9 protein-coding genes and 3 pseudogenes are annotated in these 12,029 nt (G+C 71.7%); 7 read left to right on the top strand and 5 right to left on the bottom strand.

Features of this window, described 5'->3' with window-relative positions; all coding sequences use genetic code 11:
* On the top strand, positions 1-466 hold a 466-nt coding region (locus P3T29_RS30620), incomplete at its 5' end, for an NAD(P)H-dependent oxidoreductase (RefSeq protein WP_280719942.1).
* 19 nt (positions 467-485) lie between these two features.
* On the opposite strand, the gene P3T29_RS30615 is transcribed toward P3T29_RS30620, so the two are convergent.
* Complete coding sequence (locus P3T29_RS30615) at positions 486-653, bottom strand: hypothetical protein (protein ID WP_280719941.1); 168 nt, start codon at positions 651-653, stop codon at positions 486-488.
* A gap of 693 nt (positions 654-1,346) precedes the next feature.
* On the opposite strand from P3T29_RS30615, the gene P3T29_RS30610 reads away from it, so the two are divergent.
* On the top strand, positions 1,347-1,646 hold the full coding sequence (locus P3T29_RS30610; RefSeq protein WP_280719940.1) for a hypothetical protein: 300 nt from the start codon (positions 1,347-1,349) through the stop codon (positions 1,644-1,646).
* An 865-nt stretch (positions 1,647-2,511) separates the two neighbouring features.
* Positions 2,512-4,059, top strand: a complete 1,548-nt coding sequence (locus P3T29_RS30605; RefSeq protein WP_280719939.1) for a Na+/H+ antiporter — start codon at positions 2,512-2,514, stop codon at positions 4,057-4,059.
* A gap of 162 nt (positions 4,060-4,221) precedes the next feature.
* Here the strand turns inward: P3T29_RS30605 and P3T29_RS30600 are convergent, their stop codons facing one another.
* Positions 4,222-4,758, bottom strand: a complete 537-nt coding sequence (locus P3T29_RS30600; protein ID WP_280719938.1) for a hypothetical protein — start codon at positions 4,756-4,758, stop codon at positions 4,222-4,224.
* Between the two features lie 860 nt (positions 4,759-5,618).
* On the opposite strand from P3T29_RS30600, the gene P3T29_RS30595 reads away from it, so the two are divergent.
* Positions 5,619-6,791: a hypothetical protein gene (locus P3T29_RS30595; protein WP_280719937.1), complete on the top strand. Its 1,173-nt coding sequence runs from the start codon at positions 5,619-5,621 to the stop codon at positions 6,789-6,791.
* Positions 6,792-7,483: 692 nt separating this feature from the next.
* Here the strand turns inward: P3T29_RS30595 and P3T29_RS30590 are convergent.
* Positions 7,484-8,410 (bottom strand): annotated as a pseudogene (locus P3T29_RS30590) (integrase core domain-containing protein).
* 85 nt (positions 8,411-8,495) lie between these two features.
* Positions 8,496-9,830 (bottom strand): cytochrome P450, encoded by a 1,335-nt coding sequence (locus P3T29_RS30585; protein WP_280719936.1) that lies wholly within the window; start codon positions 9,828-9,830, stop codon positions 8,496-8,498.
* A 620-nt stretch (positions 9,831-10,450) separates the two neighbouring features.
* On the opposite strand from P3T29_RS30585, the pseudogene P3T29_RS30580 reads away from it, so the two are divergent.
* Both P3T29_RS30580 and P3T29_RS30575 read left to right on the top strand, forming a co-directional pair.
* Positions 10,451-10,621 (top strand): annotated as a pseudogene (locus P3T29_RS30580) (acyl carrier protein); the annotation flags it as partial.
* A gap of 173 nt (positions 10,622-10,794) precedes the next feature.
* Positions 10,795-11,247, top strand: coding sequence for an integrase core domain-containing protein (locus P3T29_RS30575; protein WP_348532876.1), 453 nt, complete (start codon positions 10,795-10,797; stop codon positions 11,245-11,247).
* A gap of 30 nt (positions 11,248-11,277) precedes the next feature.
* On the opposite strand, the pseudogene P3T29_RS30570 reads toward P3T29_RS30575, so the two are convergent.
* Positions 11,278-11,562, bottom strand: a pseudogene (locus P3T29_RS30570) (integrase); the annotation flags it as partial.
* An 80-nt stretch (positions 11,563-11,642) separates the two neighbouring features.
* Here P3T29_RS30570 and P3T29_RS30565 point away from each other — a divergent pair.
* Positions 11,643-11,984, top strand: coding sequence for a hypothetical protein (locus P3T29_RS30565; protein ID WP_280719935.1), 342 nt, complete (start codon positions 11,643-11,645; stop codon positions 11,982-11,984).
* Positions 11,985-12,029: the final 45 nt, after the last annotated feature.

Below are 12,029 nucleotides of genomic sequence, written 5' to 3'. Positions count from 1 at the left end.
CGACCTCGTGGACGTCCAACTGCCGCTCGTCATGCCCGGCTGGGGCGGCACTCCGAGCCCGGAGGCCGTAGCCGCACTGGCAGATGTCACACCGCGGCTGGACGCCGCCGACGCCTTCGTCATCGTCACCCCCGAGTACAACCACAGCTTCCCGGCCGCACTGAAGAACCTCATCGACTGGCACCACGGGCAGTGGCACGCCAAGCCGGTCGGCTTCGTCTCCTACGGCGGGCTCGGCGGGGGCCTGCGCGCCGTCGAGCAGCTCCGGCTGGTCTTCGCCGAGCTGCACGCCATGACGGTCCGCGACTCCGTCAGCCTGCACGGGCCGTGGTCGGGCCTCGCGGAGAACGGTGCGCCGCACGACACGGCCGTGTGCGAGGGCGCGGCCAAGGGCATGCTCGGCCAACTGGCCTGGTGGGGGCGGGCACTGCGGGCCGCACGCGCGACCCGGCCCTACGAGGGCTGAAGGGGGCACGGGCGGTGGTTCAGAGGAGAATCGCTACACCACCGGTCGCCGAGACCGTGGTGACGCCGCAGGGGGTCATGCAGTCGGTGGCGTTGCAGAGGACCGTGTGGGGTAGCGCGGCGACGACCGCTCCGCCGAACAGGCCGTTGGTCACCGTGCCGGTGGAGACGATGGCGGGGGCGCCCACGACGCTGGTGTAGCTCGCGCTGCCCGCGATCGTGCTGGTGGTGGGACTCGCGGTCGGCTTCGACGGAGCCCCTGCCGGCCCTCCAGGACGGCCCCGGGCCCTGTGGCGTGGTTCTCCCGCCCTGAGGGTGTGTAACGCGTTCTGACTTGTGGAGGGTTCGTGCGGCCCCCAGAGGCGTGGGCCTGCGCGGTTCGCCGACGACCGCCCGTCGGCGGGGGCGGGGTCCGGGCCGACGGTGCAACGGGTCGAGCCGCAGGGCTGCTCCACATCTCGCGGCCCCCGCCCCGGACAGCCCCCGGACGTCGTCATGAGGACGCCCTCGTCCTCACTTCAGTTACGCGGTTGGAAACGGCGGGGCCGGGGCCCGCTTGACCGGGCCCCGGCCCCGCCGCGCGCTGCCGCCCGTCTGCCTCCCAGGACCAGGACAGGCGGGCGGCAACGGCCGGGCGGCTACCCCACGCACGGATCCGCAAATTCTCACCCACCAACGGGATCCCTGGCCGGAGCCCGACGAGGTGGCCGGCCACGACGGCATCACCCCAGGCCGAGAGCCCAGACAGACACCACCGAACCGAGAAAATCACGGTTGACCCGGTGGTGACATCGCAGTGCGCGGGGTGCGGTCAGCGGCGTTCCGCGGTCTGCTGGAGACAGCGCGCCGAAGCGCAGATCGACGGGAGCGAGGTATCAGCGATGGCTGAGGTCATGTCGATGCGATGGGCCGGGGTGACCCCCGAGCAGTACGACGCCACCCGGGAAGCGGTGGGCTGGGAGGAACGGGCGCCGGAGGGTGCCCTCATGCACGTGGCCTGGTTCGAGGCCGACGCGCTGCGCGTGGTCGACGTGTGGACCTCGCGAGAGGACTTCGAGCGGTTCTTCGCCGAACGGCTCGCGGCCGCGGTCAAGGAAGCCGGCATCACCGGCGAGCCGGAGACCGAATTCACCCCGCTCCACCGGCGCTTCGTCGCCCCCGGCGTGACCGGCGCCGCCTGACCGCCCGGGCCGCCACCACCCTCTGTGCGGCCCGCCAGGGCCAGCGGTCGGTCGGGCGCACTGGCATGACGCGTGGCCATCCGCAGCCCAGGGCGGACCGTCCTTCCCCGCCGCCTCTCCAGGCCAGCGGAGTGAAGAGACGGCCTGTACCGGTCGGCGGAAAATCGACCAGGCGGTTCGTCAAAGCTGACGTACAGAAGGCGCCACCGGTCAGCACTCCCCCGCAGTCCACGGGCACGAAGCCGCTGACGACCACCTGCCGATCACCTCACGGCCAGTCAGCCGGAGATCATCAGCCACGGCATCGGCAGGGACGCCCTGGAGTCCCCTGGGCTGAAGGGTCTTGAGGATGGTCACAAGTGGCGGGTTCGGCCCGATCGAGCCGAACTTGGGAGTTGGGGCGGCCGGTGCTGTGCGAGGCCGGCCGCCCCGAAGCGGCTCCGCCGCGCGAGCCCGGACCCTGGGGGGTGCGTCCGGGCGGGTGTGCGCAGCGGTGCCGTGCCGCGTCCCGGGGGAGGGCGCTCGTCCACTCAACGACCGGTGTGCAGGTCGGTTCCGCATCCCGTCGGGGCGCATCAGGCGTCGGGCGGTTCGCGGCTCTGCTCCGGCGCCGTCTGGGCGCAGCGGGTGAAGGCGGAGGAGTAGGCGGCGGGTGAGTTCTGCCCGGCGGCCGGCCCTCGCGCCCCTTTGATCGGACGGCGCCTACCAGCCGTCGCGGCGTGCGCCCTGCCTGCGCCCCTGCCGAGCACTGCTAAAGTCCCGATAAAATTACCTTTGGTGTGCCGGGAAGCCTGGTCGGCTCGGGGGACGACTGCGGCGATCAGGCGGCGGCGACCCCGCTCGTCGTGATGGGGTCATTTCGCAGATGCGCACCGTGGGGATCGTCCTCTTCCTGGTGGTTCTGGCCACCGCCGTGGCCACGTTCGCTCGGCGTTGGCGCGTGCCCGCCCCTTCGCTGCTGGTCCTGGCCGGTCTCGGGGTGGCGCTGATACCCGGCGTGCCGGCGCTGCACATCCCGCCGCAGGCGATCGCGCTGGTCGTGCTTCCCCCGTTGCTGTATGCCTCCGCCGAGGAGCTGTCGCTGCGCGACCTGCGCACGGTCTGGAAGCCGGTGACTATTCTCGCCTTCGGCCTGGTGTTCGCCTCGGCGGCGGCGGTCGGCTTCGTCGCGGTCGCGGTGACCGGGCTGCCGCCCGCGATGGCGTTCGTGCTGGGCGCGGTGCTGGCCTCCACCGATCCGGTGGCGGTTACCGCGCTTGGCCGCCGACTCGCGCTGCCGGGACGGGTCCAGGTGCTGGTGCAGGCGGAGAGCCTGTTCAACGACGCCACCTCGCTGGTGCTGTTCAAGGTCGCCGTCGGCATCGCCATCGCGGCAGGCGGCGCGGTGAGCCTGCCTGCGGCCGGCGGGGAGTTCCTGCTGCTCGGGGGCGGTGGCAGCGTGATCGGCGCGGCGGTCGCGGGCCTGGTGTGGCTGATCCGCCGCCGCACCACGGACCCGGTGCTGGAGACGGTGATCGCCCTGATCACCCCGTACGCGGCGTACGTGGTGGCGGAGGCCGCGCACACCTCCGGCATCACCTCCGTCGTCGTCGCCGGTGTGCTGCTCGGCCGGACCGGGCACCGCCTCACCGACGCCCACATCCGCCTGCAGCTGCACGCGGTCTACGCGGTGGTGGTGTTCATCCTGGAGAGCGTGGTGTTCAGCATCGTCGGCCTGGAGTTGCCTGCGCTGGTGCGCGGCCTGCCCGCGGGCAGCGGCTGGTGGCCGGTGCAGGCGCTCGCGCTGGCCGTCGTGCTGATCGCTGTCCGGGTGCTGTCGACGCTGCCGCTGACCCGTGCGGTCAAGCCCTCCCGGGGCCGGCTGTCCTGGCGGGTGGCCGGGGTGGTGACCTGGGCCGGCACCCGCGGTGTGATGCCGCTGGCCGCCGCCCTGTCGATCCCGCTCGCCGCGAACAGCGGCACCGCGCTGACAGGGCGCCCTCTGGTGCTGGTGCTGACCACAGCCGTCGTGGTGTTCACCCTGGTCGTCCAAGGGCTGAGCCTGGCGGCGGTGGTCAACCGCTCCGGCCTGGCGCTGGAGCCCGAGCACACCGCCCGCGAGGAGGCCGACGCCCGCGACACCCTCAACCGTGCCGCACTCACCCACGTCGACGACCTCGCCACCCTGGAAGCGGTGCCCGAAGCCGTGATCGACCGGGTCCGGCGCGGGCTCAGCGCCCGCCTCGACCACAGCATCGACAGCCCGGACAACAGCACCGTCGACGCCACCTACCGCGAACTGCGACACGAGGTGATCGCCGTCCAGAACACCGAACTGCACCGCCTGTACGACGAGCACCGGATCAGCGACGCCACCCGCAGGAGCCTGCAGCACGACCTCGACCGGGAGGAAGCCGCACTCGGCACGCAGTGAGCCCGCCCGCGCACCCCGGCCGGGGCCGATGGGTACGGAGGGGGTTTCAGGCGGCCGTCACCGGCCGGGACAGCCCACCAGGCCCCCCGGGTTTCGGTGGCGGCGGGGTGCCCGCCGAGACGGCTGCCGGGTGGTCGGGGGCGGCTCTGCCGGCGGGCCTGGTCATGCCACCGAATGTGTCACCGTCCCGGTGTAGGTGCCGCCCACCGCGCCGGCGGGGACCGCGACGACGAGCGTGGGGTTCCAGGCCGCGGTGTTGTTGCCCACGCCCGCGGTGGCGGTGAAGGCGGTGCGGCTGCTCGCCAGCGTCTGGGCCGCGCCCGCCGTGGCCTGACCGGGGGTGAAGGTGGCCGTTCCAGCGGTGGCCGTCGCCGCTCCCGACCAGTAGGAGACCGCGCTGGTCGCGATCGTCTCGGGGGCCGTGCCACCGCCGGTCTGGAAGCTGGTGGAGACCACCGACGCCGTCCAGGCGGCCGTCAGCAGGGCGCGAGCATCGGTGACCGTGACGGCACCCAGCTGTGCGGTGACGGTGTTGCCGGGCAGCACACTCCCCAGGGCCGCCGAGGCCGGCACCGCGATCGACAACGCGCCGGCCGTCACGGAGAACGTGGTGGACGTGTCGCCAGGAGCGGCGTCGGCCACTCCCGCGCCCGTGACAACCAGCACCACTCCAACGGCCAAGGCGTACCGGATACGCATGCGCACAGGTCCTCTTCTCGTAGGTCCAGGCCGGAAGCAGGGGGTGCGGTGTGGGACCCCGCCGGGTCGGTGCCTGCTTCCGCCCGGCGGGGAGCCCTGGTGAGGGGGAGGGCGGTTCCCCTGCCATGGTGGAGCTCCGGCGAAGCCGATCGTGACGTCCGGTACACCCGAACCCGCGACGGCGCGAACCGATCGCGGAGCGGAGAGACCGCCTACACCGTCGGCAGCAACTCGGCCAAGCGGTTCGTCAAAACCGAGCACAGAAGCGGCACCGCATGTCAGCGCTCCCCCGCGGTTCACGGGGACGAAGTCACTGACAACCCCCTGCCGATTCCTCACTGTCAGTCAGCCGCAGACCATCACCTGACGCCCGGTTCAGGGCCCGATCGGTCGTGGGGACCGATCCGGGCTGAAGGGACGTCAGGCGGGCCGCCAGGCCGTTCCTCCTCGCCCCGGCCGGTCGGCCAGGGCTCCGGGTCGGCCGGACCCAGGATTCGGCCTGCTCCTGCGTCAGCGTCAGCAGGCCGGCCGGCGCGTCTGCCGATCGCAACGGGGTACGGCCCGCCACGGCCAGGACGCCTCAGCCACGAACTGCTCCGGCCAGTACGGAATCCGGGACCGCGCGCCTCACCTCTGCCGGACAGCCCGGGCGTCGTCATGAGGACGCCCCCGCCCGCTCTTCAGTTACGCGCGTTATGGAAACGACGGGGGCCGGGCCCACCTGTGACCGGGCCAGGCCCCCGCCACGCGCCAGCGCCCGCCGGCCTCCCAGGACCGGGCAGGCCGACGGCAATTGTGATCACGACGGGTGAACTGGCCTGCTCCGCCGGGCCCGCGCACCACAGACCACGAGGTAACTCATGCACCTGTTCACGAAGGGCCGAGGCCCGAAGATCCTGCTGGCCGGACTCATGGCGCCGCTGGCGCTCCTGGCGTCGATGGGGCTCTCCGCTCCCACCGCCGCCGCCCAGGAGGCCCGCCTCAAGGGATGGGGCAACAACAGCAGCTACCAGCTCGGCGACTCCCAGGGCGGCAACAGGCTGACACCTGCCACGGTGGCCGGACTCACCGACGGCGATGTCACCGCCCTCGCGGCAAGTTCCAACAACGGCCACGCCCTGGCACTGCTCTCCAACGGCACCGTGGAGAGCTGGGGCTACAACGGCAACGGCGAGCTCGGCATCGGCAACACGGCCACCCAGGCCGTCCCCGGCACCGTGGCCGGCCTGAGCGGTGTGGTGGCCATCGCGGCGGGCAACAACCACAGCCTGGCGCTGCTCTCCAACGGCACCGTCGAGGCCTGGGGCTACAACGGCGACGGCGAGCTCGGCGACGGCACCACCACCAGCCGCACCACGCCGGTCACCGTCGCCGGTCTGACCGGCGTCGAGGCCATCGCCGCGGGCGGCAACCACAGCCTGGCGGTGCTGGCCGACGGCACCGTCAGGGCCTGGGGCTACAACGGCTACGGCCAGCTCGGCGACGGCACCACCACCAGCCGCACCACGCCGGTCACCGTCACCGGCCTGACCAACGTCCGGGGCGTCTCCGGCGGCAACAGGCACAGCCTGGCCCGGCTGGCCGACGGCACCGTCCAGGCCTGGGGCTACAACTCCGACGGCGAGCTCGGCGACAGCACCACCACCACCCGGTCCACCCCCGCCACCGTCGCCAACCTGGCCAACGTGCGCGACATCTCCGCGGGCCTGTACCACAACCTGGCCCGCCTGTCCGACGGCACCGTCAAGACCTGGGGCAACAACTCCGACGGCGAGCTCGGCGACAGCACCACCACCAACCGCCCCATCCCCATCACCGTGGCCGGCGTGTCCAACGTGCGCGCCATCGCCGCCGGCGGCTACCACTCCATGGTCCTGACCAGCGACGGCCACGTCAGCACCGTCGGCCGCAACAACGTCGGCCAGCTCGGCGACGGCACCACCACCAACCGCTCGACCGTCGTCACCCCGGTGACAGGGCTCAGCAGCATCTCGCTCATCGCCGCAGGCGTTGACTTCAGCCTCGCCGCCTAACCGGCCCACAGGCCATCACGGCGCTGCACCCGACGGTGCAGCGCCGTTCTCAACCGCGAGCCGGCGGGATCCTCCCGAGGCGCAGCACCCCGACCCTGGTGGCCCGAACCGGCAGAGGCCGGCCCTGACGAACGCTCACCACTCACCGTACTGCGCGGAGCCGAGCCTGTTCAGGGACCCGCCTGGCGCCTCCCCACCAACGGAGCGGAGAGGCGGCCTGTACCGGTCGGCAGAAACTCGACCAGGCGGCTCGTCAAAACCGACGCGTGGAATCGGCACCGCCAGTCAGCGCCCCCCGCAGCTCACGCGGCACGAAGCCACTGACAACTACCTGCCGATCACCTCACTGACAGTCAGCCGCAGAACATCAAGCCACCCGGCGCATGAGGAAGCGCCCAGCTGGCCCAGGCGCCGTCATCCGGGCGTCTTGGTCGTCTCTTCATCCGTGCATCGGGATTGCGGTGGGGTCGGGGCCAGCTCCCAGGCTGAGCCCGGCCCCGCTCGTGCGTGGCACCGACCGTCGCCAGCCCGAAGCGCGTGCCGGGCTGGCTACTCCAGGGGACCTGTCCGGTTGCCTTGCTCTGGGGCTGGTCACCATCGTCGGCCGTCTCGGGATATATGCAGGAGAGGGGTGCGTGTCATGAACGGTCCTGAAGAGAACGGTGACCAGCCGACTGATCCGTCATCGCTGGTCAAGCTGCGTATCGGTACTCGTTGGTGACGCCGCCGAGGACGCGGGTGCGCAGGAGTCTGCGGTCTTGGGGGTCGTGTGCGGTGGTGGGCTGCTCGTGGAGACCGGGCGGTAGCTGGTCGCGGGCCCGGTGCGGCCGGTGCTCGTTGTAGTGCCGCTGGTAGGCGGCCAGGACGTGGCGGGCGTGGGCCTCGTTCATGATGAGGACATGGTCCAGGGCCTCGCGCCGGATGCTGCCGATCACCCGTTCACGGGCCCTGCCGCACCGCCCACTCCCGGGTGGGACGGGCGGTCACACCGGCGATGTGCAGGCGCCGGGTGCCGTGCTCGAGGAACACCAGCACGTACAGCCGGTGGCCGAGCACGGTGTCGAGATGGAAGAGTCCACCGCGAGGATGCCCTCGGCCTGGTTCGTGAGGAACTCCCGCCAGGGCGGGCCGGTGCGGCGCGGAGCCAGGTCGATACCCGCCGCGCGGAGGATCTCCCACACCGTGGATGCGGCGATCGGGTGCCCAAGCCGGGCCAGCTCGCCCTGGATCCGCCTGTGGCCCCACCCCGCGTTCTCCCGAGCCAGGCGTAGCACGAGGTTCTTGAGCGCCGCTCTGGTCGGTGGTCGCCCGGTCCGGGTGGGCCGCGCACCGTGGTCCCACTTCGCCGCGATGAACCGGCGATGCCAGGCCAGCAACGTGCCAGGGGCGACCGGGAAAACCGCCCGCCAGCGGTGACGGGGTATCAGGCTGGACAGCGCCGCCAGCCAGAGCCGGTCCGTCGGCTCATAACGGACCGGGCCGACGATCTGACAGCGCAGCACCGCGTTCTCATGCCGGAGCACCAGCAGCTCCGCGTCCTTCGCCGTCTCGCGGCGCAGCAGCGCCCCAGGAACGGACAGCAACTTGCGGGCCACCTTGTACAGCAGCGAGACGATCACGCCCACATGGTGCCAGCCGAGGTCGTTCTACTGCTGCCACCTGCAGCGATGACTTTCCGAGCCCGACAGGGTTGTGCAGCAACCATCAAGCGCCCGCGATACCGTCCGGCTGCGGCCGAGCGGGGCAGGTGCCGACATCCGACGCGCGGGCGAGGCCGCGTGGGAATCCGTCGACCGGCACGGCCCGCGTGTCGCTGTCCTGACCGCCTGACGGCGGGGTGAAGGCGACGTCCAGGCGGTTCAGCCCGCGGAAGTTGAGGCCGGGCAGCCACTGCGGCGGCGTACCGTCCAGCCGCAGGTCGGGAAGTCTGGTGAGGAGTGCTTCCAGGACGACCGCGCCCTCCATGCGGGCCAGCGCCGCGCCAAGGCAGAAGTGCGGCCCGTGCCCGAAGGCGACGTGCCGCCCGCCGGGCCGTTGGAAGTCCAGCGCACCAGGGTCAGGGAAGACGGCCGGGTCCCGGTTCGCCGCCCCGCACACGAGGAGCACCACCTGCCCGGCGGCGATGGTACGGCCGGCCAGATCCATGTCGTACCGCGCCCGGCGCAGCATCAACTGCACCGGGCTGTCGTAGCGCAGGAGTTCCTCGACGGCGGCGGGCATCAGGTCGGGCTGGCGGCGCAGTTGGTCGGCTGCGTGGGGGTGGCGGAGCAGGGTGAGCGCGGCGTTGCCTATGAGGTGTGTGGTGGTTTCGTGGCCGGCGATCAGGAGGAGGGCGCAGTTGGCGAGGAGTTCGTCGGTGTCCTGGTGGGTGGTTCGGGCGGGTGTGGCCAGGAGTGCGCGCAGGGTGTGGGGGGCGGGCGGGAGGTCGTCGCGGGTGAGGAGTTCGCGGAGGTAGGCGAGTGTGCTTTGCATGCTCTGGGTGGCGGCGCGGTTTTGGTCGGCGTCGAGGCGGGAGCTGCCGATGGCTGCGGCGATGGGGCCGGACCAGGAGGCCAGGGCGGGCCGGTCCTCTTCCGGCACATCGAGGAGGTCGCAGATGATGGTCAGGGGCAGGGGGCGGGCGAGGTCCGCGACGATGTCCATCCGCCCGGTCGGCGCAGCCTTCGTGATGATCTGGTCGACAGCCTCGGAGATCCGGGCGCGGAGCATCGCCACTGCCCGTGGGTTGAAGGCCTTGCTGAGCGGGGCGCGTAGCCGGGAGTGGTCGGGGGCGTCGCTGTAGAGCATCTGCCGGCTCATGACGCGGGCAAGCGGCCGGAGTTCTTCGGAGACGGCCTCTATGTCGGGGTAGCGCACCGAGGACAGCCGCGGGTCACTGGCGGCGCTGCTGACCACGGCGTGGCTGGTCGCGATCCAGGCATCCAGACGACGGTCCCAGAAAAGGTCGTCGGTACTCCGCAGTTCGTCGTAGAAGTCGTAGAGGCGTTCTTGGGTCTGGGGCCGGAGCGCCAGCAGCAGGGATGATGAGGCGGTGTGCATCGCCCCACGCTAGCGCGGCGTCACGGTGCCCATGACTTCGCGTTCTCGCCGCCGCCGTGCACAAATAGCAGCGTCTTGACTCCAGCCGGTTAGCGAGCTGGGTGATGTGGCGTGGTCGAACCGGGGGAGCTCGGCGGCGCCCTGGTGGTCGGTTCGGTGAGGTTGTAGAGCCCGGCTGAGGCCGTGAGGACGGCGTCGGTCTTGGTATCGACGGCATGGGCGGCCTGCTTCTCCTGGGCGGCGGCGAGCTCGGCGGCGAGGGTCTCGGCGGCGGCCTCGGTGAGCTCGCTGGCACGTACGTCGCGGCGCCAGCGCGGGACGGTCGGGTCGCGGTCCGGTCGAATTGACCCGAAACCGTAAGGTTTCCGAGCTCGTTGGTCCGGGCGTGACGGATCTGGCTGGGGACGCGCGGCGGTTGTCGCCCGACGCGTAGGAGGCCTTGCGGATACGAGCCGTGGCAGCCGTTCGAGCGGGGCTGGACCGGCGCGAGGTGGCCGCACTCCTGGGCGTGAGCGCCGAGTCGGTCGCCGATTGGTGGGCGGCGTGGCAGGCCGGCGGCCGTGAGGCCCTGGTCTCCGGCCGACGCGGACGACGGCCGGGCGAGCACCAGGGTCAGGAAGATGGTCATGGAGCAGTTGGGCGTCAGGGAAGAGGAAGTACGCGCCTGAGCGTCGTTCGTCCATGGCTTGGGGGCGGCCTGGCTGGACATCGTCGGACTCGTCATGGCGCTGGAGGACGAGTCCGGGCTCGAGATCCCGGACAGGACGGCCCGGACACTGACGACGGTGCAGGAACCCACCGGCCCGCCGCAGGCACCACGGAACCCCACTGTGCCGTCCCGCCCGCCCTACCCACCACCCACACCAACCAACGGCAGACAGGAGAAGGGCCTCACGAGGGGTTGTCGGATTTTCCGGCTCCGCGGCCGCGAACGCTGGTACGCAGGAGCCTGCACATCGCCGGCGTGACCGCCCGTCCCACCCGGGAGTGGGCGGTGCGGCAGGCCCGGAACGTGCCCGCCGACCTGGGCAGGCGCATGGAGGCCTTGCGCTTCGTGCTACGTGGCCGTGACGGCAAGTACGGGCAGTCCTTCGACGCTGTCTTCGAGGCCGAGGAGATGGACATCCTGAAAAGTGCGCCGCGAGCTCCCCGGATGAACGCCCACTGCGAGCGGGTTGTCGGCAGTATCCGGCGTGAGGTCCTGGACCATGTCCTCATCATGAACCAGGCCCACGCCCGCCACGTCCTGGCCGCCTACCAGCGGCACTACAACGAACACCGCCCGCACCGCGCCCGCGACCAACTACCACCCGGCGCCCACGAGCAGCCCACCACCGCACACGACCCCGAAGGCCGCAGACTCCTGCGCACCCGCGTCCTCGGCGGCGTCATCAACGAGTACCGATACGCAGCTTGACCAGCAGCGATGACTTTCCGAGCCCCACAAGTCCCACTTCGCCGCGACGAACCTGCGATGCCAGCCCAGCAACGTGCCAGGAGCGACCGGAAAGACCCCGCGCCAGCGGTGACGGGGTATCAGTCCCGACAGCGCCGACAGCCAGAACCGGTCCGCCGGCTCGTAGCGGACCGGGCCGGCGATCTGACGGCGCAGCACCGCGTTCTCGTGCCGGAGCGCGAGCAACTCGGCGTCCTTCGTCGAGTCGCGGCGCAGCAGCACCCCGGGGACGGACACCAGCTTGCGGACCACCTTGTACAGCAGCGAGACGATCACCCGGACATGGTGCCAGCCGGGATTTCCCTACCGCTCTCACCTGTAGCGATGACTTTCCGAGCCCGACAGGCACCCCGGGCATGTTCTTCACGCTGAAGGTCGAGTACGGTCACCCGCCCATCGTCCAGCTCTCGGTCCGGAGCGGCTGGGCGCGCCAGGTCGCCGCCCCGGGGTGGGCGGTGCTGGACGGGTGCGCGGTCCTGGACGTCCTGGACTGGGACGAGAGCGTGGCGCCGCGCCGTCCGGCCCGGGTACGCGCCGCGCTGATCAGTGCCGACTACGACGCGGGGATGCACGGCTGGCGGGCCCACGCCGACAGCCTCGACGTGCGCGTCGCCTTGAGCCCGGACGGTGACGCCTCGCTGGTCATGCCCTGGGACGGCCCCCGGGACGACGACCTTGAGACCGCGTCAGCGGCGTGAAGACCCGGCAGGACGAGGCTGCTCCTCGCCTCGGGCGCCGTCCCG

Source organism: Kitasatospora sp. MAP5-34 (genome assembly GCF_029894335.1).
Lineage (GTDB): Bacteria > Actinomycetota > Actinomycetes > Streptomycetales > Streptomycetaceae > Kitasatospora.
Note: the sequence above shows the minus strand (reverse complement) of the source record. Positions and strands in the feature narration are given on the sequence as shown.